The 21,215-nt window shown below is 71.0% G+C and carries 16 protein-coding genes and 1 riboswitch; of the genes, 11 read left to right on the top strand and 5 right to left on the bottom strand.

Going from position 1 to position 21,215, the window contains the following annotated elements:
• Positions 1–4 precede the first annotated feature (4 nt).
• The 5 genes from ispG (at position 5) to OG819_RS41880 (ending at position 5,557) form a co-directional block, all read left to right on the top strand.
• Positions 5–1,162: a flavodoxin-dependent (E)-4-hydroxy-3-methylbut-2-enyl-diphosphate synthase gene (gene ispG, locus OG819_RS41900; protein WP_266632060.1), complete on the top strand. Its 1,158-nt coding sequence runs from the start codon at positions 5–7 to the stop codon at positions 1,160–1,162.
• 28 nt (positions 1,163–1,190) lie between these two features.
• On the top strand, positions 1,191–3,119 hold the full coding sequence (gene dxs / locus OG819_RS41895; protein WP_266632062.1) for a 1-deoxy-D-xylulose-5-phosphate synthase: 1,929 nt from the start codon (positions 1,191–1,193) through the stop codon (positions 3,117–3,119).
• Positions 3,116–4,516, top strand: a complete 1,401-nt coding sequence (locus OG819_RS41890) for an aspartate aminotransferase family protein (protein WP_266632064.1) — start codon at positions 3,116–3,118, stop codon at positions 4,514–4,516. The genes dxs and OG819_RS41890 overlap by 4 nt, the downstream gene beginning before the upstream one ends.
• Before the next feature lie 121 nt (positions 4,517–4,637).
• Entirely contained in the window at positions 4,638–5,291 is a 654-nt protein-coding gene (locus tag OG819_RS41885) for an XRE family transcriptional regulator (protein ID WP_266654406.1), read from the top strand.
• Between the two features lie 149 nt (positions 5,292–5,440).
• Positions 5,441–5,557, top strand: coding sequence for a DUF6126 family protein (locus OG819_RS41880; RefSeq protein WP_266431802.1), 117 nt, complete (start codon positions 5,441–5,443; stop codon positions 5,555–5,557).
• Between the two features lie 37 nt (positions 5,558–5,594).
• Here OG819_RS41880 and OG819_RS41875 read toward each other — a convergent pair whose 3' ends face one another.
• Positions 5,595–6,392 (bottom strand): tyrosine-protein phosphatase, encoded by a 798-nt coding sequence (locus OG819_RS41875; protein ID WP_266632066.1) that lies wholly within the window; start codon positions 6,390–6,392, stop codon positions 5,595–5,597.
• A gap of 182 nt (positions 6,393–6,574) precedes the next feature.
• On the opposite strand from OG819_RS41875, the gene OG819_RS41870 reads away from it, so the two are divergent.
• The 4 genes from OG819_RS41870 to OG819_RS41855 all read left to right on the top strand — a co-directional run bounded on the left by OG819_RS41870 (position 6,575) and on the right by OG819_RS41855 (position 12,331).
• Entirely contained in the window at positions 6,575–8,644 is a 2,070-nt protein-coding gene (locus OG819_RS41870) for an alpha-galactosidase (protein WP_266632068.1), read from the top strand.
• A gap of 301 nt (positions 8,645–8,945) precedes the next feature.
• A riboswitch (cyclic di-AMP (ydaO/yuaA leader) is annotated at positions 8,946–9,102 on the top strand.
• Between the two features lie 4 nt (positions 9,103–9,106).
• On the top strand, positions 9,107–10,084 hold the full coding sequence (locus tag OG819_RS41865) for a M23 family metallopeptidase (protein WP_266632070.1): 978 nt from the start codon (positions 9,107–9,109) through the stop codon (positions 10,082–10,084).
• A gap of 601 nt (positions 10,085–10,685) precedes the next feature.
• On the top strand, positions 10,686–11,402 hold the full coding sequence (locus OG819_RS41860) for a DUF6250 domain-containing protein (protein ID WP_266632072.1): 717 nt from the start codon (positions 10,686–10,688) through the stop codon (positions 11,400–11,402).
• 143 nt (positions 11,403–11,545) lie between these two features.
• The gene (locus tag OG819_RS41855; protein WP_266634940.1) at positions 11,546–12,331 is read left to right on the top strand and encodes an SGNH/GDSL hydrolase family protein; all 786 of its coding nucleotides are present in this window, start codon (positions 11,546–11,548) and stop codon (positions 12,329–12,331) included.
• Positions 12,332–12,689: 358 nt separating this feature from the next.
• Here OG819_RS41855 and OG819_RS41850 read toward each other — a convergent pair whose 3' ends face one another.
• From OG819_RS41850 to OG819_RS41835, 4 genes are all read right to left on the bottom strand, one after another.
• Positions 12,690–13,310 (bottom strand): TetR/AcrR family transcriptional regulator, encoded by a 621-nt coding sequence (locus OG819_RS41850; protein WP_323137094.1) that lies wholly within the window; start codon positions 13,308–13,310, stop codon positions 12,690–12,692.
• 98 nt (positions 13,311–13,408) lie between these two features.
• Complete coding sequence (locus OG819_RS41845) at positions 13,409–14,635, bottom strand: Glu/Leu/Phe/Val dehydrogenase dimerization domain-containing protein (RefSeq protein WP_266654404.1); 1,227 nt, start codon at positions 14,633–14,635, stop codon at positions 13,409–13,411.
• On the bottom strand, positions 14,635–16,272 hold the full coding sequence (locus tag OG819_RS41840) for a 5-guanidino-2-oxopentanoate decarboxylase (RefSeq protein WP_266654402.1): 1,638 nt from the start codon (positions 16,270–16,272) through the stop codon (positions 14,635–14,637). The genes OG819_RS41845 and OG819_RS41840 overlap by 1 nt, the downstream gene beginning before the upstream one ends.
• A 479-nt stretch (positions 16,273–16,751) precedes the next feature.
• Positions 16,752–17,327 (bottom strand): carboxymuconolactone decarboxylase family protein, encoded by a 576-nt coding sequence (locus OG819_RS41835; RefSeq protein WP_266654399.1) that lies wholly within the window; start codon positions 17,325–17,327, stop codon positions 16,752–16,754.
• A 222-nt stretch (positions 17,328–17,549) separates the two neighbouring features.
• Between OG819_RS41835 and OG819_RS41830 the strand changes: the two genes are divergently transcribed.
• Positions 17,550–18,782 (top strand): MBL fold metallo-hydrolase, encoded by a 1,233-nt coding sequence (locus OG819_RS41830; protein ID WP_266654397.1) that lies wholly within the window; start codon positions 17,550–17,552, stop codon positions 18,780–18,782.
• Between the two features lie 357 nt (positions 18,783–19,139).
• The gene (locus tag OG819_RS41825; protein WP_266654395.1) at positions 19,140–21,158 is read left to right on the top strand and encodes an ATP-binding protein; all 2,019 of its coding nucleotides are present in this window, start codon (positions 19,140–19,142) and stop codon (positions 21,156–21,158) included.
• The last annotated feature ends 57 nt before the right edge of the window (positions 21,159–21,215 follow it).

Below are 21,215 nucleotides of genomic sequence, written 5' to 3'. Positions count from 1 at the left end.
CGACATGACCGCCGTTTCCTTGGGCCTCCCCGAGGTGCCGGTCCGACCGATCGCCGAGCGACGTGTGTCGCGGCGGATCCAGGTCGGAGCGGTGGCGGTCGGGGGCGGAGCACCCGTTTCGGTGCAGTCGATGACGACGACGCGTACGTCGGACATCGGTGCCACCCTGCAGCAGATCGCGGAACTCACCGCGTCCGGCTGCCAGATCGTCCGCGTCGCCTGCCCCACGCAGGACGACGCGGACGCCCTCGCGACCATCGCCCGCAAGTCCCAGATCCCGGTGATCGCCGACATCCACTTCCAGCCCAAGTACGTGTTCGCCGCCATCGACGCGGGCTGTGCGGCGGTGCGGGTGAACCCGGGCAACATCAAGCAGTTCGACGACAAGGTCCGCGAGATCGCGCGGGCCGCCTCGGACGCCGGGACCCCGATCCGGATCGGGGTCAACGCCGGGTCGCTCGACCGGAGGCTGCTGCAGAAGTACGGCAAGGCGACGCCGGAGGCGCTGGTCGAGTCGGCGTTGTGGGAGGCGTCCCTCTTCGAGGAGCACGGGTTCCGGGACATCAAGATCTCGGTGAAGCACAACGACCCGGTGGTGATGGTCAACGCCTACCGGCAGCTCGCCGCCCAGTGCGACTACCCGCTGCATCTCGGCGTGACGGAGGCCGGCCCGGCCTTCCAGGGCACGATCAAGTCCGCCGTCGCCTTCGGGGCGCTGCTCAGCGAGGGCATCGGGGACACCATCCGGGTCTCCCTCAGCGCCCCGCCCGCCCAGGAGGTCAAGGTCGGCCTCCAGATCCTGGAGTCGCTGAACCTGAAGCAGCGCCGCCTGGAGATCGTCTCGTGTCCGTCCTGCGGACGCGCCCAGGTCGACGTCTACAAGCTGGCCGACGAGGTCACGGCCGGCCTGGAGGGGATGGAGGTCCCGTTGCGCGTCGCGGTCATGGGCTGTGTCGTCAACGGCCCCGGCGAGGCGCGGGAGGCGGACCTGGGGGTCGCCTCCGGCAACGGCAAGGGGCAGATCTTCGTCAAGGGCGAGGTCATCAAGACCGTGCCCGAGTCGAAGATCGTCGAGACCCTCATCGAGGAGGCGATGAAGATCGCCGAGCAGATGGAGAAGGACGGCGTCGCCTCCGGCGAACCCGCCGTCACCGTGAGCTGATCAGCACGGACCGAGAGGGGGCCCGAGCGTGACGATTCTGGAGAGCATCCGGGGACCACGCGACCTGAAGGCGCTGTCCGAGGCGGACGTCGGTGTACTGGCGGATGAGATCAGGGAGTTCTTGGTGCACGCGGTCGCCAGGACCGGCGGTCACCTCGGGCCCAATCTGGGGGTGGTGGAACTCTCCATCGCGCTCCACCGGGTCTTCGAGTCACCCGTCGACCGCATCCTGTGGGACACCGGCCATCAGAGTTACGTACACAAGCTGCTGACCGGACGCCAGGACTTCTCCAAGCTGCGGGGAAAGGGCGGCCTGTCCGGCTATCCCTCGCGCGAGGAGTCCGAGCACGACATCATCGAGAACAGCCACGCCTCCACGGCGCTCGGCTGGGCGGACGGGCTCGCCAAGGCCCGTCAGGTGCAGGGCGAGAAGGGCCATGTCGTCGCGGTCATCGGCGACGGCGCGCTGACCGGCGGCATGGCGTGGGAGGCGCTGAACAACATCGCCGCCGCCAAGGACCGCCCGCTGATCATCGTCGTCAACGACAACGAACGCTCGTACGCGCCGACCATAGGTGGCCTCGCCAACCACCTCGCGACCCTGCGGACGACCGACAGTTACGAGAAGGTCCTCGCCTGGGGCAAGGACGTACTGCTGCGCACGCCCGTCGTCGGACACACGATCTACGAGTCGCTGCACGGCGCGAAGAAGGGGTTCAAGGACGCCTTCGCACCGCAGGGCATGTTCGAGGACCTGGGGCTCAAGTACGTCGGGCCGATCGACGGACACGACGTCGGGGCCATGGAGTCCGCGCTGCGCCGCGCGAAACGTTTCCACGGGCCGGTGCTGGTGCACTGCCTGACCGAGAAGGGGCGCGGTTACGAGCCCGCGCTCGCCCACGAGGAGGACCACTTCCACACGGTCGGTGTGATGGACCCGCTGACGTGCGAGCCGCTCGCGCCCTCGGGCGGGCCGTCCTGGACCTCGGTGTTCGGCGACGAGATCGTCCGGATCGGTGAGGAACGGGAAGACGTCGTGGCGATCACGGCGGCCATGCTGCATCCGGTGGGGCTCGGGAAGTTCGCCGAGCGGTTCCCCGACCGGGTGTGGGACGTAGGGATCGCCGAACAGCACGCCACGGTGTCGGCGGCAGGGCTCGCCACCGGCGGCCTGCACCCCGTCGTCGCCGTCTACGCCACGTTCCTCAACCGGGCCTTCGACCAGCTCCTCATGGACGTCGCCCTGCACCGCTGCGGAGTGACCTTCGTGCTGGACCGGGCGGGGGTCACCGGCGTCGACGGTGCCTCGCACAACGGCATGTGGGACATGTCGATCCTCCAGGTCGTGCCGGGCCTCAGGATCGCCGCGCCGCGCGACGCCGACCAGCTGCGGGCCCAGCTGCGGGAGGCGGTCGCCGTCGACGACGCGCCGACGTTGATCCGCTTCCCGAAGGAGTCGGTGGGCCCCGAGATCGAGGCGGTCGACCATCTGGGCGGACTCGACGTCCTGCACCGCTCCGACGACACCCCGCAGGTCCTCCTGGTCGCCGTCGGCGTCATGGCGCCGGTCTGCCTCCAGGCGGCCGAGCTGCTGGAGGCCCGTGGGGTCGGCTGCACGGTCGTCGACCCGCGCTGGGTCAAACCCGTCGACCCGGCGCTGCCCGGCCTCGCCGCCGAGCACCGGCTCGTCGCGGTCGTCGAGGACAACAGCCGGGCGGCCGGCGTCGGCGCGGCGGTCGCGCTGGCGCTCGGGGACGCCGAGGTCGACGTGCCCGTACGGCGCTTCGGCATCCCGGAGCAATTCCTCGCGCACGCCAAGCGCGGGGAGGTGCTGGCCGACATAGGTCTCACGCCCGTCGAGATCGCCGGGCGGATCAGCGCCGGTCTGGCCGTCAAGGACGCGCTGTCGAAGGACGTGCCGTTCGAGGATGAGTTGTCCAAGGAGAAACAGGAATGACCGACCCTGTGGAGAAGGGGGAGTTCGACCTCGGCGCGCTCCTCGCCGAGCGCGGAGCCGAGCGCTACGAGCTGCATACCAAGTACCTGAACCACCAGCTTCCGCGCATGCTGCACACCATCGGCTTCGACAAGGTGTACGAGAAGGCCGAGGGGGCGCACTTCTGGGACGCGGACGGCAACGACTACCTGGACATGCTCGCCGGGTTCGGGGTGATGGGCCTGGGCCGCCACCACCCCGTCGTTCGCAAGGCGCTGCACGATGTCCTGGACGCCTCGCTCGCCGACCTCACCCGCTTCGACTGCCAGCCCCTGCCGGGGCTCCTCGCGGAGAGGCTGCTCACCCACAGTCCGCACCTGGACCGGGTGTTCTTCGGCAACAGTGGTACCGAGGCGGTGGAGACCGCGCTCAAGTTCGCCCGGTACGCCACCGGGAGGCCGAGGATCCTCTACTGCTCCCACGCCTTCCACGGGCTGACCACCGGCTCGCTGTCCGTGAACGGCGAGGACGGCTTCCGCGACGGCTTCGCCCCGCTGCTGCCCGACACCGCCGTTCCGCTCGGCGATCTCGACGCTCTGGCCCAGGAGCTGAAGAAGGGCGATGTCGCCGGGCTGATCGTCGAGCCCATCCAGGGCAAGGGCGTGCACGAGGCCCCGCCCGGATATCTGCGCGCCGCGCAGGAACTGCTGCACCGGCACAAGGCGCTGCTCATCGCGGACGAGGTGCAGACGGGCCTCGGGCGGACCGGGGACTTCTACGCCTACCAGCACGAGGAGGGCGTCGAACCGGACCTGGTGTGTGTGGCGAAGGCGCTGTCCGGCGGCTATGTGCCGGTCGGCGCGACACTCGGCAAGGACTGGATCTTCAAGAAGGTCTACTCGTCCATGGACCGGGTCCTCGTTCACTCGGCGAGCTTCGGCTCGAACGCGCAGGCCATGGCGGCGGGGCTCGCCGTGCTCTCCGTGATGGAGAACGAACAGATCGTGGCGAACGCCCGGGCCACGGGAGAACAACTCAGGTCCCGGCTCACGGCACTCATCGACAAGTACGAACTGCTGAGCGACGTACGCGGCCGGGGCCTGATGATCGGCATCGAGTTCGGGCGGCCCAAGTCGCTCAAGCTGCGCAGCCGGTGGACCATGCTGCAGGCCGCGCGCAAGGGCCTGTTCGCGCAGATGGTCGTCGTCCCACTGCTTCAGCGGCACCGGATCCTCACCCAGGTCTCCGGCGACCACCTGGAGGTGATCAAGCTGATCCCGCCGCTGATCATCGGTGAGGCCGACGTGGACCGGTTCGTGGAGGCCTTCACCGCGGTGATGGACGACGCGCACAGCGGCGGCGGTCTGATGTGGGACTTCGGAAAGACACTGGTCAAGCAGGCGGTGGCCAACCGCTAGACCCAAGGCACGAAGGGGCGGGACGGGCTCGGAGTACGGGCCCGCCCTCGTCGCGACGGAGGGGTTTGCCTCTGTGGCAAGAAATTTGCCCGAGAGGCAAGGATGCGGCTCAATGGAGTACATGAGCCCTGTCGAACCGGGGGCGGCCGCCACGCCGCCCGAGTCCGCAGCAGCCGAGGCGCTGCCCGCCGTCGCACCGCAACTGCGTGCGCTGCGCCGTCGCGCCTCGCTCACCCTGGAGGCCGCGGCCCGCGCCGCCGGTCTCTCGGCCGCCCACCTCTCCCGACTGGAGACGGGGCAGCGCCAGCCCTCGCTGCCGATGCTGCTCGCACTCGCTCGCATCTACGGTACGACGGTCTCGGAACTGCTGGGCGAGACGGTCGCCGAACGGGACGCGATCGTCCGGGCCGCCGACATGGAGCCGACGCAGGCGGGCGGCTGGACCTACTGGCAGTCCGGTGCCCCGGGCCACGGGATGCAGGCCCTTCGGGTGCACGTCCCGTACGGCTCTCAGGGCGACATCGTGCGCGTCCACCCCGGCGAGGAGTGGCTCTACGTCCTCCAGGGGCGGCTGCGGCTGCGCCTCGGGGATACCACCCAGGTGCTCGCGCCCGGGGACAGCGCGCACTTCGACTCGCTGACCCCGCACCGCATCGCGGCCGCCGATCAGTCGGGGGCCGAGCTCCTCTTCGTACACACCCTGCTGCAGAGCCCCACCGCCGCGCTGTGCCTCGGCCCGGCGGCAGGGCACCCGACGACCGGAGAGCTGTCATGACGGAATCCACGCGATCCACCGAGTCCACGGAGCCCACCGAGTCCACGGAGCCCACCGAGTCCACGGAGCCCACCGAGTCCACGGAGCCCACCGAGTCCACGGAGCCCACCGAGCCCACCGAATCCGGTGCACCCGCCACTCGGCGGCGCATGGTCGAGAAGTTCCCCCGCGCCCTGTGGGTACGCCTCATCATCTACATCGCCGTCGGCCACCTCTTCGCGGCCTTCATCTTTCTGCTGTTCGAACTGGGCGCGAAGCACCAATAGCCCAGGGTTCCGTCCCCCAGGGTTCCGCCCCCGGGGATCAGTCCAGCAGGCGCTCGCGCAGCCGCTCCCGCTGCTCGGGTGTGACCCCCAGCCCCTGCTCCAGGTAGGCGTCGACGCCGCCCCAGGTCTCCTCGATCGTCTCGAAGGCCGCGGTCAGATACTCGGCGCGGGCGTCGAACAGGGGGCTCAGCAGCTCCATGACCTCGGGGGAGCGGGCCTCTTCCGAGGAGCCGTTGCGACGCACCTTGTAGCGACGGTGCGTCGCGTTCGACTCTAGGTAGTCGGCCACGATCGCGTCGCGCTCGATATCGAGGGCGAGGAGCGTCACGGCTATGGAGAGGCCCGCGCGGTCCTTGCCGGCCGCGCAGTGCATCAGCGCGGGCACGCTGTCCTCGGCCAGGGCGTGCAGCACGTGCGCGTGCTCGGCCGTGCGGTCCCTGACGATCGTGCGGTAGGAATTGATCATCCGGTTCGCAGCCTTGCCGTCGCCGAGGTGTCCGCGCAACTGGTCGACGTCGCCGTCGCGGACCATCTTCCAGAACTCACTGCCATCGGCAGGGTCGGTGAGCGGAAGGTTCACGTTCCGTACACCCGGCAGCTCGACGTCCGGCCCCTCCAGCTTCTGGTCCGCGGCATTGCGGAAGTCGAAGATCGTGTGCAGCCCGAGCGAGGAGAGGAACGCCGCGTCCTCCTCCGTGGCGTGCGCGAGATGGCCACTGCGGAACAGCTGTCCGTGGCGCACCCGCCGGCCGTCCACGGTGGGCAGGCCGCCCACGTCTCGGAAGTTGCGCACTCCGGCCAGCTCCGGCTCGGTCGACGGGACCTGCTGCGTCACGGGGGCTCCTCCCATTGGACCGTCGGCGCTGCTCGGCGACGCTCGCCGACGGGAATCGCGGTTTCGACGATACGACATGGGTTCCTCAGGCAATGAAGTTGTCCACAGCCGTTGCCTCCCGGGTGAGACGCCGTTGAGGATGTTGGTGATTGAGTGCGGCTGTTTGAATCTGTGAGGGTTTGATGATCGAAATCGGCGGAGATGGTCGTACGTGGCTTCTTTCGGGTCCCACGAGCGGCTACGCCCTACGGCTGACCGACCTCGACGAACTGCTCCACCTCCACTGGGGGCCACGGATCACCCTCGCCGACGCCGAGTCACTGGCCGCCCTGCCCGGCCCGCCGTACCGGCCCTTCGAGTCCCGGCTCGACGGGCGCGAGGAATATCCCGTCGAGGGCGGCCCCCGCTTCGTACGCCCGGCGCTGTCCGTCCGGACACAGGAGCGGCGCGGCACCGAATGGCGCTTCGAGGCGTACGAGGCGGACGGCGACGAACTGCGGCTGCGTTTCGAGGACGACGGGCTCGGCATCACCCTCCACTACCGGATGCGCGGCGACGTCGTCGAGCGTTGGGTGACCCTGGCCAACGCGGGACGCTCCCTGGAGTTGCTGCGCGCGGACTCCGCGACCTGGACCCTGCCCGAGCGCGACGGCTGGCGCCTCTCCCAGCTGCACGGACGGTGGGCGGCCGAGTCCCGGCTCGCGCGCTCCCCCCTCACCTACGGTGAGAAGGTCATCGGCAGCCGCCGTGGGCACACCGGGCACCAGCACCTGCCATGGGTCGCGCTCGACAGCGGGGCGGGTGAGGAGAGTGGCGAGGTCTACGGGTGCGCGCTCGGCTGGTCGGGCTCGTGGCGGATCTGCGTGGCCCAACTCCCCGACGCGCGTGTGCAGATCTCCGGCGGCGCCGGGTACGACGACTCCGGGCTGTTGCGCCTGGAGCCGGGGGAGTCGTTCACCACCCCCGTCTTCGCGGGGCTGTGGAGCGACGGCGGCTTCGGCGCGGCGAGCCGGACGTGGCACGCGTACCAGCGGTCGTACGTGATCCCGGACGCGGAGCTGGACCGGCCGGTGCTGTTCAACTCCTGGGAGGCCACCCACTTCGACATCTCGGAGGAGCGGCAGCGGGAGCTGGCCCGGCGCGCCGCGGCGATGGGCGTCGAGCTGTTCGTCGTCGACGACGGCTGGTTCGGGGCGCGGACGAGCGACCGTGCCGGGCTCGGTGACTGGACCCCCAACCCGGACCGCTTCCCGCAGGGGCTGAAGCCGCTCGCCGACGACGTGCACGCGCTCGGCATGCAGTTCGGGATCTGGGTCGAGCCGGAGATGGTCAATCCGGACAGCGAGCTGTACCGCGCACACCCCGACTGGGTGCAGTTCCAGCCGGGGCGGACCAGGACGGAGTTCCGCAACCAGCTCGTACTCAACCTCGCCCGTCCGGACGTACAGGAGTACCTGTGGGAGCAGCTCGACAGTCTGCTCTCGAGCGCCCCGATCGACTATGTGAAGTGGGACTTCAACCGCTGTTTCACGGACGCCGGTTGGCCCGGTGAGCCGTACCCGCAGAAGCTGTGGGTCGAGCACGTGGAGGCTCTGTACGGGCTTCTGGACCGGCTGCGGGCCGAGCACCCGGGGGTCGCCTTCGAGTCCTGCTCGGGCGGTGGCGGCCGGATCGACCTCGGCGTCATGGCGCGTACGGACCAGGTGTGGACCTCCGACAACACCGACCCGCTCGACCGGCTCGCCATCCAGCACGGCTTCAGCCAGATCCACCCGGCCCGGATCATGGCCGCCTGGGTCACGGACAGTCCGAACGCGCAGCTCAACGGGCGAGTCAGCTCGTTGCGCTTCCGGTTTGTGAGCGCCATGGCTGGGGTGCTCGGGGTCGGCGGCGACCTGGCCGACTGGAGTGAGGCGGAGCTCGTCGAGGCGCGGGAGTGGGTGGACCTCTACAAGGAGATCCGGCCGGTCGTGCAGCGCGGCGACCTCTACCGGCTGCGGCCTCCGGAGGGCGGGCTGAGTGCGGTGCAGTACGTTCGTGGCGACGAGACCGTCGTCCTCGCGCTGCTCCAGGCCCAGCACCACGGCGAGCCGGTCGCCCCGCTTCGGCTGCGTGGGCTCGATCCGAGCGCCGCGTACGAATGCCGCGTAACGGGCGAGGTGCACCGGGGTGCGGTGCTGCTGCATCACGGATTGCGGACGGGGCTGCGCGGGGACTTCGATGCGGCAGTTATCCGATTGCGTCGCATGTGAGCGTTCTGTCCGTATTGCTACCTTCGTTCCAACTGGCCCTGGAATGAAGCGCCGTGGTGTGACGTGCGTGAGCAGCGTCATATTCGTGACGATGCGTTGCGGGCCCGCTTTCTCAATCCGCCCGAATTTCTGGGCGGATTGGAGGGCGGGGGAGATCGTTTTCCACGGAGGGTGACCGGAATTCCGGCATGGATCAAGAAAGGCACGCGCACAGAAAAGCCGCATGGTTGGCGATGTGCCCCCGTCTCGCTTACGTTCGCCCTCAATCCGGACGGACGCCCAATCCTGCCGCCGCCCGGTATCCGCACACCCACCCGTACCTGGCAGGAGCGGGGGACCCACAGGTACCGCGCCTGTTCCGGTCTCCGGAACGGCTAGGGGTATAGCCGCGCAGCCGCGTGGCCGGGCATCTCCAGCCCGCACCCGACAGCTCACCTCGCCGGCGCCGGAGAGGAATTCGTCATGCCCGCGAAGGGTAAGCACCGCCGTCCCAAGACCAAGCGTTTCACCCGCTCGATCGCCGCGGCCGGAACCGGCGGCGCCGCGCTCGCGCTGCCGCTGATGGGGGCCACCGGCGCCCATGCCGTGACGCCGAAGGCCGCGGTTTCGTCCACTCCCGAAAAGACCGCGACGATTTTCGGCGCGACGGTTTCCGAAAAGTCCGCGGCTGTTTCGGAAAAGACCACGACGATCTCCACGGTCTCGACGAAGACCTATTCGGTGAAGGCCGGCGACTGGCTCGCCAAGATCGCCGAGCGGCAGCACGTCAGCGGCGGCTGGCAGAAGCTCTACTCCGACAACCGCCAGGCCATCGGCAGCGACCCCTCGCTGATCCACCCGGGTCTGAAGCTCACGATCGGTGAGAAGGCCGCGTCGACCGCCGACAGCAAGCCTTCGACCGAGTCGTCGACGCAGCCGTCGACACGGTCCTCCGCCAAGCCGTCCACGCGGTCGTCGGCGCAGCCGGGCGCCGGGTCGTCCAGCGCGGCAGCCGCGCCCAAGCCCCAGGCCGCGGCCCCCACCAATGACACCGGTTACACCCTGCCGGTCACGGGCGCCACCATCGGCACCGGCTACAAGGTGGCCGGCAGCATGTGGTCCAGCGGCTACCACACCGGCGTGGACTTCGTGGTCCCGACCGGCACCACCATCAAGGCCATCGCCGCCGGCACGGTCGTCTCGGCCGGCTGGGGTGGTGCCTACGGCAACCAGGTCGTCATCCAGCACGCCGACGGCCGGTACTCGCAGTACGCCCACATGTCCGCCCTCTCCGTCTCGGCGGGGCAGACCGTGACCGAGGGCCAGCAGATCGGCCTCTCCGGCGCGACCGGCAATGTCACCGGTCCGCACCTGCACTTCGAGATCCGCACCACCCCGAACTACGGCTCGGACATGGACCCGGTCGCGTACCTGCGCTCGCACGGTGTCGCCGTCGGCTGACGCCGGCCGCACCTCTCACGTCTTTGAGGGCCGGACCTCCGCAATCGCGGGGGTCCGGCCTTCGGCGTTTTCCACGCGTTCCGGCGTGGTCATTTCATGATCGGCACATTGCGGTCCTGTGGCACCGGTGCACGAGGTATCGACACCGGGCGCGTGTGGCTGCACAGTGATCTCCGCAAGCGCTTTCTACTCCTTCGGCGGCAGCACGGGGGCCGTCGTCGTCACCGCAGGGAGCACGCGATCGCTTTCAACGTGTACAAGGACGGACGGCCGCTCGACCACACGCCGGGCACCCGGTCGACCACATGCCGGGACGACAGCCGGGGCACCGGTACCTGCACCGTGCGTGCCGTCGTCAACGGCCATGACTGGAAGCCGAGTTCGGCGGCGCTCGACTGCGCGAAGGGCCACCGAGCCGACGAAGACCTGTATCCGCACGCCCGCCCAGAACCCCGGACACCGCCTCGGCCGGACCGTGCGCGGCTGTCTCCGGTCGACGTACACGGACTGCTGCCTGGGCACCGAGACCCGGCGGGTGCCGACGCCCGCCATCACCACCACCGCTCACACGGAAGGAACCACCCTTGAAAGGTAGGACCCCATGACCACCCGCAGAGCCTTCGCGACCCTCGCCGCCGGTGCCGCCCTGGCCACGCTCGTCCCGGCCACCACCGCGAGCGCCTCGCCGCGGCACCGTCGCGGCCGACTCATCGCCCGCGACGGCTTCCGCCGCGGCCTCGGCCAGTGGGCCACCGAACTGCAGGACGGCGGCACGGTCACCGCCTCGCGCGGCGTCCTGGAGATCGACGTACCGAGCGGTGCGACGGTCTGGTTCAAGAAGAGGCTCGAGGGGCCCTACGTCATCGAGTACACCGCCACACCCGTCTTTGCGGGCGGCGTCAACGACCGGGTCTCCGACCTCAACAACTTCTGGAACGCCGTCGACGTCCGCTCCCCTGACGACCTCTTCGCCACGCCGCGCGGCGGTGCCCTCGACGAATACGACTACCTGAAGACGTACTACGTCGGATACGGCGCCAACACCAACACGACCACGCGGCTGCGCCGGTACGTCGGGGAGCCGGGCGTCCGCCCGCTCGTCTACGACTACACGGAGCCGCTGCTCACGGCCAACGAGCCCAATCGTGTGCGGATCGTCTCGGACGGCTCCACGGTCCGCTGGTGGAACAACGGACGGCTGGTCTTCGACTACAGCGACCCGGAGCCGTACACGAGTGGGCACTTCGCGTTCCGGACCACATGGAGCCACTTCCGGATCGAGGACTTCCAGGTGTGGCGGCGGTTCAACCACTTCTGACAGGGCCTTATTCCGGGTTCACTCACACTTTACGAGTGGCTTATCTCACCACCCGTCAACCCTTTCCTACGGTCGCGTAGCTCACATCGAAAGGTGAATGATGGGCCGACGTGGCAGACGATTCGAAGAGTGACAACAGATCAGTGATCGGGTCGTACGTGGCGGTGGGGGACAGCTTCACCGAAGGCGTCGGCGACCCCGGCCCCGACGGGGCCTTCGTCGGGTGGGCCGACCGGTTCGCGGTGCTGCTGGCGGACCGGCGGCCCGAGGGCGACTTCACCTACACCAACCTCGCCGTACGCGGAAAACTGCTCGACCAGATCGTCGAAGACCAGCTCCGGAGCGCCAAGGAACTCGCCCCCGACCTGGTCTCCTTCTGTGCGGGCGGCAACGACATCATCCGGCCCGGCACCGATCCCGACGAGGTCGCCGAGCGCTTCGAGCGCGCGGTCGCCGACCTCACCTCGGCCGTCGGCACCGTCCTGGTGACGACCGGCTTCGACACCCGCACCGTCCCGCTGCTGAGGCATCTGCGCGGCAAGATCGCCACGTACAACGGGCACGTACGGGCCATCGCGGACCGGTACGGCTGTCCCGTCCTCGATCTGTGGTCCCTGAAGACGATCCAGGACCGTCGTGCCTGGGACGGCGACCGGCTGCACCTCTCGCCCGAGGGTCACACCCGGGTCGCGCTGCGCGCCGGGCAGGTCCTCGGCCTCGAAGTGCCCGCCGACCCCGACCAGCCCTGGCCTCCGCTGCCGCCCCGCGGCACGCTCGAGGTCCGGCGCGACGACATCCATTGGGCGCGCGAGTACCTCGTCCCGTGGATCGGGCGCCGGCTGCGCGGGGAGTCCTCCGGCGACCACGTGGCCGCCAAGGGCAGCCTCTCACCGGACGACATCAAGATGCGGATCGATTGGGTGGCCTGAACCACGGGCGTCCGACGCGCCGTTGGCCTGGACGGGGCGTCCCCCCGTCACCGAGACCGCCTCGGCGGCGTGCCCGGGAGTCGCGGGCCGAACCGGCCGCCGCGCCTGTGGGCACCGTCGGGCGGCGGCGTGGTGCGGTGCGTGGTGCGTCGGCTGTCACCGGGTCGGCCTGGCAGTGCCCCGTAGACGCCTCGGAAGTGGCTCGAGGGCGGGCGCGAGCCGACCCGCGTGGCAGTGAGCCGACGGCCGCCGAGGTGCGCGGCCCGGCGGTGGTCCGGCAGTCGCCGCGCCGACCCGCTCGGTGGGTGGTGGGGTGAGTGCGAGCCGAACCGTCCGGCTGCGCGCGCAGGCGTGCGCCTCAGCGTACCGCCGCTGCCAACGCCTCGCGTGCGAGCCCCAGTTCCCGGGCGAGCGCCTCGTCCACCCATTCCTGGGCGCGTGCCCGTGACACCGCACCCGTGTAGGCGGTCATCTGCACGGCCAGCCCGTCGAGGAGCGCCGTCAGTCGTAGGGCGGCCCCCGTGGGATCCGGGCACTCGAACTCGCCGCCGGCCACTCCCTCCGCGATCACCTCGGTGATCGCGGCCTTCCACTGTCTGTCGAGACCACGGGTGACCTCCTGCAGCGCGGGTTCACGCAGCGCGGCCGCCCAGCCCTCGATCCACAGCCGCCAGCCCTTGGCCTGGCCGGTCGGCGCGTACCAGCGCACGGCGGCGCGCAGCCTGCGCAGCGCCGACGTACGACGGCCGAGCAGCTTGCGCAGACGGGCGAGGTCGTCCTCGGCCGCGTACGTGAACGCGGCGGCGACCAGCTTCTCCTTGGTCGAGAAGTGGTACAGCACCAACGCGTTGCTCACGCCGAGCGCCGAGGCCACGTCGGCGATCCGAACCGCCGCCACGCCCCGCGCCTCGATCTGCTCGATGGCGGCGCGCAGCAACTCCTCGCGCCGTTCCGCCACGCTCAACCGCACCCTTGCCACGCGGTAACCCTAATGCTCACCGAGGTCAGTCGACGAACTGGTGGTCAAACAGGATGCGGGCGGCGGATCTCAAAGGAGGGCCGAGCGGTGGGTGCCCGTCAGCGGTACCACCCGAACCGCTCCGCGATCACCGGCAGCCGGTCGGCGACGATGGAGTGCGCCGCGGCCCGCGGCGTGGTCCCGTCGGCCTCCGCGCGGGCCAGCATCCGGTCGATCAGGTCGCGCATGGAGCGCCGGGTGTACGCGAACGCCTCCTCCGCGTCCGCGCCGATGTCGCCGAAGAGCGTCCACCACCACCAGGCGTTCGTCCCGGAGTTGACCACGACGTCCGGCAGCACGACGACCCCGCGCGCGGCCAGCAGCTCCTCCGCCCGGGGCAGTACGGGCATGTTGGCCGCCTCGACGATCCAGCGGGCGCCGATCTGCCGCTGGTTCTCGGTGTCGATGGCGTACGAGACCGCTGCCGGAACCAGCACCTCCGCGTCCACGGACAGCCAGGCGTCGCCCGGAAGTTCCTGGTCGGCCGGGCGCAGTGCCCCGCGGTCGACCGTCCCGTAGGTGTCCCGCGCCGCGAGGAGCGCGTCGACGTCGAGTCCGTCCGGGTTCGCGATCGTGCCCTTGACGTCCGCGACGGCGACGATGGCGAGGCCCGCGCGGGAGAGGAAGCGGGCCGTGGCTCCGCCCATGGTGCCCAGGCCCTGCACGGCCACGCGCGTCCCCGCGTGCGTCACCCCGGCGCGGTCCAGGGCCGCGAGCACCGACTCGGCGACACCGCAGCCGCCGACCAGTTCGTCGAGCCCGATCCCGTCCACGTCGACCGCGAAGGCGTCCGCGAGCCGCCGACGGGCCGTCGCCTCGTCGTCGAGCAGCGGGTACACGGCCTGGATGGACGAGACGAGCCCCGCCTCCTCGGCGGCCCGGTCGACCAGGTCCTGGGTGAGCCCGAGGTCCTCACCCGTGGTCCACAAACTCTCGATGTAGGGGCGCATGGCGCGCAGATACCGCACCAGCAGGCCGTACGCCGCCGGGTCCTGGGGATCGCAGTCGATGCCGCCCTTGGCGCCGCCCAGCGGGATGTAGCGGCCCTCGGGGTTGTAGTGCAGGGCCTCCTTCATCGTCATTCCGCGGGCGAGCCCGGCGACCTCGTCCAGGGTGCAGCCTTCGCGCATCCGCAGCCCGCCGCTGGAGACCCCGCGGACGAGCCGGTCGACCACCAGATAGCCGGGTCTGCCCGTGACATGGTCGGTCCAGGTGAGCGTGATCAGGGGCGTGGTCGAAGACGTGGTGAGCGGCGTGGCCGGTGGGGTGGTCAGGGGCGTGGTCATCAGGACTCCTCGGGGACGGCGATCAGGGTGGGACCGGGCGTGCGCAGCGCCTCGGTGAGGGCGAGGGCCAGCTCGTCGGGGTGGCACACGCGTGTGCCCTGTCCTCCGTAGGCGCGGGCCAGGGCGGGCAGGTCGACCGGAGCGAGGTCCACCTCGGTGGGGCGGTCGCCGCGGGCGGCCATCTCGTCGCGGATCTCTCCGTAGCCGCCGTTGTCGAACACCACGACGGGCAGCGGGAGTCGCAGCTGCGCGGCGGTCGCCAGCTCCTGCACCGTGAACTGGAGGCCGCCGTCCCCGCTCAGCGCCACCACCTGGCGCTCCGGGCACGCCACCTTGGCACCGATCGCCGCGGGCAGCGCGTAGCCGAGGGTGCCGAAGCCGGTCGGGTGAAGATAGCGTCCCGCAGGGCCCAGCGGGAGGTGCGGGAGCGCGCCGTAGTAGCAGCACTGGGCGCTGTCCGAGGTGAGGACCGCGTCGTCGGCCAGGACGCCGCGGATCGCCCGCAGGTACGGGATCCAGCGCGCGTCGCGCGTGGCACTCCCGGCGTACCGCGCGTCCCGCACCGCGTCGACCTCGTCGACGTCGACTCCGCCTCGTGGGTCGGGGATGTCGTGCCGCACGCGCGCGTGGAGGCCCATTTCCGACAACAGCCCCTCCAGGGAGGCCCGCGCGTCGCCGACGAGCGCGATGTCCGTGGGCGGCCCGGAGTGCATCTGGTCCGGGTCGAGATCGGCTCGGACGAGCGTGCCCCCGAGGGCGGTCGGAGGCGACCAGAAATCGGACTCGGCCAGCTCCGTGCCCACGGCGAGGACGACATCGCGACCCGCCAGCCACTTCTGCACCGCCTCAGTGTGCAGCGAGACGCCGAGGGAGAGCGGATGCCGCTCGGGAACGATCCCCTTGCCGTTGGCGGTCGTCACGACGGGCGCGCCGCAGGCCTCCGCGAGGGCGAGACAGGAGGCCGCGGCGCCACGCGCGCCACCGCCGAGCACCAACGCGGGCCGCCGCGCCTCCCATAGGGTGCGCGCGGCCCGTCGTACGGCCTCGGCGTCCGGCACCGGCCCCGCGGTGGCGGCCGGGGCGAGCCGCACCGGCCCCGCGGTCTCGGCCGCCGTCAGCAGATCCAGCGGTACCTCGAGGTGCACCGGCCGTGGCCGCCGCGTACGGAAGAGCGTGAACGCGCGCGCCACGGCGGCGCCGATCTCAGCCACCGAGGACACCCGGTGGCTGAACGCGGCGACGCCCCGCAGCGCCTCGGTCTGGCTGCGCATCTCGTGCAGCAGCCCGGTCGCCAGCCGGGGATGGCGCAGCGGCATCCCCGGGGAGACGACCAGCAGGGGCACGCTGTCCGAGTAGGCCTGCCCGACGGCGGCCGTGACGTTGAGCAGCGCGGGGCCGGTGGTCGTGATCACGACACCGGGGCGGCCCGTCACGCGCGCGTACCCGTCGGCGGCGTACCCGGCGCCCTGTTCGTGGCGCGGGGTCGTGTGCCGGACGCCGTACGCCGCCAAGTGCCGGTAGATCTCCAGGTTGTGCGTGCCGGGGATGCCGAACGCCTGTGTCACGTCATGCGCGGCGAGCGCCCTGACGAGCGCCTCGCCACCGGTGCGCACATTGCTACGCGGGTCGGCCTCCATGGTGCCTCCAAGTGCGGAACCATCGGCGCGACCGAAGACCCACCGGAACCTTTACTGAATCGCCAGTCAGTATCGGGAGCGGCTCGTGAGTCTGTCAATTTACTGAACGGATCATCAGTAGTGGGACCCCGGAGCGCCGCCCGTCCGGCCCGTCGAACCCGCCCCACATGATGTCGTACGGCGGTTTCCGCTGACTCTGGCCGTGCATCCGCTGTCCGGGCTCGGCCAGGGCTTCGCGATGGGCCCGCTGGTTGGCACGATCATCGTGTGCGTCGAGCCGCGCGACGCCTGGAGGAGGCGCCCTCCGGCTACGGCGACTTCCCGCGCACGGTGGGCGAGGCCGTGGGGAACGCGGCGCGGGAGCGGCGGGGGGGCCCGCCTGGCCCGGGCTGGACGGGCCCGGGCTGGACGGGCCCGAGGCGGACGGGCCCGAGGCGGACGGGCCCGAGGCCGGCTTCCCCGGGCCCCGCGGGTGTCCGCTACTTCGCCGAAGGCGCCTGGTGCGCGGCGGCCGGCAGGTCGCACGAGTCCTTGAATCCCTGACTGGTCAGGCCCAGTGCCGAGTTGATGCGCGAGCGCAGGTTCTCCACCGCCACCATGGCCGTCAGTTCGACGAGGGCGGGCTCGCCCAGGCGGTCGCGCAGCCGGTCGGCCAACTCGTCCCGCACGGCGGGCGGGGTGGCCGTCATGGCCTCCGCGTACTCCAGGACGTCCCGCTCCAGCGGCGTGTACACCTCGCTCTCGCGCCAACGCGGCACGTCCAGCAGCTTCTCGCGGGCCATGCCGCGCTCCCGGCCGACCCAGTAGCCGAAGTCCATGCACCAGGAGCACCCGATCGACGCGGACGCCGCCATCTCCGCGAGTGCCTTGAGGTCGGGGTCCAGCGCGTTCCATTTCGCGACCGAGCGCTCGAAGGCCAGATCGGACCGCAGAACGCGGGGATTGTGCGCGAGGGCCCTGCCGGGGTCGAGGACCTTCCCGTAGGTGCGCTTCGAGTACCACTCCATGACGCGGAAGAAGAGCGTGCGCCGCGGGGTTAGGGAAATGCGGGCCATGGGGCCACCTCCGGTTGTCCGGCCGGGGCGCCAGGTTTCGGCGCCCTCGCCGATACGACGGACCGGCACCCGCGGATGTGACATCGGCCCGCCGTGGGGGCACACCGGGGCGCCGGGCGTCGCGGTGTGTACCGGGGACATCGCACTGTGACACCGCCGACCCGGCGCTGTCAGAGGGGCCGACCATAATGGAAAGCCTGACCGACTCCACTTGGAGGTACCGTGACCGGATTCCGTACGTTGAGCTCCGGGCTCCGCGCGTTGCAGCCCGCCGCCTTCGGCGCGGACCCCGGCGGTGAGCGCATGGAGCGCATTCGCAGATCGCCGAATTTCGCGGACGGTGTCTTCCAGAACCCGGTGAGCGCCCGTACCAGCCCCGACGGCTCCATGCTCGAGTTCGCGAAGGTCTTCTTCCGCAAGGAGGAGCGCGTCCACCGCTCCCCCGCGGGCACGGTGCCGGTGTACCCCACCACGCTCGCCGACCTTGCCAAGCCCGCGGCGAGCGGGCTGCGGATCACCTGGATGGGGCACTCCAGCGTGCTCGCCGAGATAGACGGGCACCGGGTGCTGTTCGACCCCGTCTGGGGCGAGCGCTGTTCCCCCTTCAACTTCGTCGGGCCCAAGCGGCTGCACCCGGTGCCCCTGCCGCTGGCCGCGCTCGGCCCGGTCGACGTCGTCGTCATCTCGCACGACCACTACGACCACCTCGACCTGCCCACCATCAAGGCACTGGCCGACACGGACACGGTCTTCGCGGTGCCGCTCGGCGTCGGCGCCCACCTGGAGCACTGGGGCGTCTCGCCCGACCGGCTGCGCGAACTGGACTGGAACGAGACCACCAAGGTCGGCGGCATCTCCCTGACCGCGACACCCGCCCGGCACTTCTGCGGCCGGGGCCTGCGCAACACCCAGCACACGCTGTGGGCCTCCTGGGCGGTGGCGGGCGACGAGCACCGGATCTACCACAGCGGGGACACCGGCTATTTCGAGGGCTTCAAGGACATCGGCGCCTCGCACGGCCCGTTCGACATCACGATGATCCAGGTCGGGGCGTACAGCGAGTTCTGGCCCGACATCCACATGACGCCCGAGGAGGGCATGCGCACCCACCTGGACCTCCAGGGCGGGCGGCCCACCGGCGTGACGCTGCCCATCCACTGGGCCACCTTCAACCTGGCGACGCACCCCTGGGTGGAGCCCGGCGAGGGCATGATGGCCGCCGCACACGCGGTGGGCGCCCGCGTCGCGCTGCCCCGCCCCGGCCAGCCCTTCGAACCCACCACCGAGACCGTCCCGGCCGAGCCCTGGTGGCGCGGTGTGGCCGTGCCGCCGAAGGGCGGCTGGCCCGCCGTCGAGAGGACCGGAGCGGAGATCTCCGCTTCCAGCACTCCGGGTGACGTCGTGGGCGAAGCTTCGGAGGGCACCGGAGAGCCGGAGACGGTGTCCGCGAGCTGAATTTCCTGAATGTCCGATCGACGGCGAGGGTCGGGGAGCGAACTGCTCCCCGACCCTCGCCGTTTGTTCTGGACCGGTTCTGACCAGCTCTGATCGGATCGGTGACGCAGGGGAACGTGCGTCCGAGGGGGATTTCGGTCTGCCGTGCGAGGCCTCATACCAGAGCGGGACGCCTTCCGGGGGAGTTTGTCAACTGCCCACCGCACATGATGGCTTGGCGACTACTGTCAGTTGCCGTCGGGCGACGCAGGGCCGAATTCTTCGGCTCTCTCGACCGGCATCGCGATGGCGCACGCCCGAGTCGCGCAGACCCGCGGGAGCCCCCGTGGCCCCCGACGCACCAGTACGAGGACGCAGATGTCTCACCTCCGCGCACCGGCCGCACGCGCAGACCGCCGTGAGGGCGGGCGGCACGGGCGGCCGGTCGCCCGCACGGTCACCCCGCAGCCCGAGCCCCACCTACGGCCCCAGCTGCTGCGCCTGGCGGTCCTGCCGCCGATCGCGGTGGCGCTCAGCGCGTGCGCGGCCGTGCTGTTCACCGTCCGCTCCACCGGCGCGCGCCCCGGCGCCATCCTGTGGTCGGTGCTCGCCGGCGCCGGGTGCGTCGCTCTCGCGGGCATCCTGATCGCCGCCGTCGGCGCCGACCGGGCCGCCACGTCCGTACGGGAACGCATCGGTGCCCTGCGCCGCGGCAGCGCCCGCACCGAGGCCGATCTGCGCGCCGTCGTCGAGGGCCTGCGCCGGGGCGAGAGCCCGCCCGCGCCCAAGCCGCGCCGCCGGCCGGGGCCGGACGCCGACGAGTTCGAGCTGCTCGCCGCCGACCTCTCCCGCGCGCACGACGGCGCCGTCACCGCCGTCGTGCAGGCAGCCCAACTCTCCAGCCAGGCGGGCAGCGAGCAGAAGGTCGAGGTCTTCGTCAACCTCGCCCGACGGCTTCAGTCCCTCGTGCACCGCGAGATCTCGATCCTCGACGAGCTGGAGAACGAGATCGAGGACCCGGATCTGCTCAAGGGCCTCTTCCACGTCGACCACCTCGCCACCCGCATCCGTCGGCACGCTGAAAATCTCGCCGTGCTCGGCGGCGCCGTCTCGCGCCGCCAGTGGAGCAACCCCGTCTCCATGACCGAGGTGCTGCGGTCGGCGATCGCCGAGGTCGAGCAGTACTCGCGGGTCAAGCTGGTGCCCCCGATCGACGGCACCCTGCGCGGGCACGCCGTCGCCGACGTCATCCACCTGCTGGCCGAACTCGTCGAGAACGCGACGGTGTTCTCCGCCCCGCACACCCAAGTGCTGCTGCGCGTCAACCTCGTCACGTCAGGCCTCGCCGTCGAGGTCGAGGACCGGGGCCTGGGCATGCCCCTGGGCGAGCAGAGCAAGATGAACGCGCTGCTCACCGACCCCGATCAGGTGAATGTCGCAAGCCTCCTCCAGGACGGCCGGATCGGCCTGTTCGTGGTGTCGCAGCTCGCCCGGAGGCACGGCATCCACGTACGGCTCCAGACCAACATCTACGGCGGTGTCCAGGCCGTACTGGTCGTACCGCAGGCGCTGTTGGGCGCGGCGCCGGGCGCCCCCGGGGACGTATCGCAGGCACAGACCCAGCAGACACAGCAGTCCAAGGCCGGCGGCTCGCGTCCGTCCGCCGGAGCTCAGGCCGGGCCGACCGCGCCCGTGCCCTCCGCCGACGCGACGGCGTCCTCCGTGCCGCGGCAGCGGGACCAGGTGCCGCCCGCCGCGCCGGGCACGGGCGGCAGCGGCCCGGCGCCGCTCCCCGTGCGCGGCGCCCGCGCGGAGCGGCCCAACCCGGCCGAGGCCCTGCCCGGCATCCGCCCCGACGACCGGCCCGTGGTGGCGGAGAACGCGGCCATGCCGCCCACCCCGCGCAACGGCGCGGTGCGCGGCACCATGGGCAAGCCCCAACTGCCCAAGCGACGCGCCCAGGAGCACATCGCACCCCAACTGCGAGACGGACCCGTGCCCCGTCAGGACCCGGAGCACGTCGTCGGCCACGACCCCGGCCTGATGGCGGCGTTCCAGCGAGGGATCGGGCTCGCGGAGGCCCAGCATGCCGAGGAGCGGCGCGTGGAGCCACTGCCCAGCGGAGAACCGCACATGGAGCGGCCGCACTTCGATCTGCCGCACCCAGACTTGTCGCACTCCGATCTGCCGTACCCGGACCTGCGGCACCTGGATCCGTTGCCGCCGCTCGACGTGATCCGCGTCGACCAGACGTCCACGGGCGCGCCCCCCATAGCCGACATCCACCCGGCGCACGCGCCCGCCCCGCACGAGACGCACGGGACCCGCGACACAGCCGCACCCGCGCCCGGACACGACCTCACGGCCCGGCACGACGGGAGCACAACGGCCGGATGACCACCCCCCTGACACCCCCCACGCACACCCCCACACCCTCCGCTCCGGCAGACCTTC

It is taken from the genome of Streptomyces sp. NBC_01549, from assembly GCF_026339955.1.
Classification (GTDB): domain Bacteria; phylum Actinomycetota; class Actinomycetes; order Streptomycetales; family Streptomycetaceae; genus Streptomyces.
The sequence above is the reverse complement of the archived record's forward strand: the minus strand, read 5'-3'. Positions and strand labels throughout refer to the sequence as shown.

Bases quoted from the DNA above. Each gene is read 5' to 3' on its own strand.
- ispG (WP_266632060.1), top strand. From the start codon at position 5: ATGACCGCCGTTTCCTTGGGCCTCCCCGAGGTGCCGGTCCGACCGATC.
- OG819_RS41890 (WP_266632064.1), top strand. From the start codon at position 3,116: ATGACCGACCCTGTGGAGAAGGGGGAGTTCGACCTCGGCGCGCTCCTC.
- OG819_RS41885 (WP_266654406.1), top strand. From the start codon at position 4,638: ATGAGCCCTGTCGAACCGGGGGCGGCCGCCACGCCGCCCGAGTCCGCA.
- OG819_RS41880 (WP_266431802.1), top strand. From the start codon at position 5,441: ATGGTCGAGAAGTTCCCCCGCGCCCTGTGGGTACGCCTCATCATCTAC.
- OG819_RS41870 (WP_266632068.1), top strand. From the start codon at position 6,575: ATGATCGAAATCGGCGGAGATGGTCGTACGTGGCTTCTTTCGGGTCCC.
- OG819_RS41865 (WP_266632070.1), top strand. From the start codon at position 9,107: ATGCCCGCGAAGGGTAAGCACCGCCGTCCCAAGACCAAGCGTTTCACC.
- OG819_RS41860 (WP_266632072.1), top strand. From the start codon at position 10,686: ATGACCACCCGCAGAGCCTTCGCGACCCTCGCCGCCGGTGCCGCCCTG.
- OG819_RS41845 (WP_266654404.1), bottom strand. From the start codon at position 14,635: ATGACCACGCCCCTGACCACCCCACCGGCCACGCCGCTCACCACGTCT.
- OG819_RS41840 (WP_266654402.1), bottom strand. From the start codon at position 16,272: ATGGAGGCCGACCCGCGTAGCAATGTGCGCACCGGTGGCGAGGCGCTC.
- OG819_RS41835 (WP_266654399.1), bottom strand. From the start codon at position 17,327: ATGGCCCGCATTTCCCTAACCCCGCGGCGCACGCTCTTCTTCCGCGTC.
- OG819_RS41825 (WP_266654395.1), top strand. From the start codon at position 19,140: ATGTCTCACCTCCGCGCACCGGCCGCACGCGCAGACCGCCGTGAGGGC.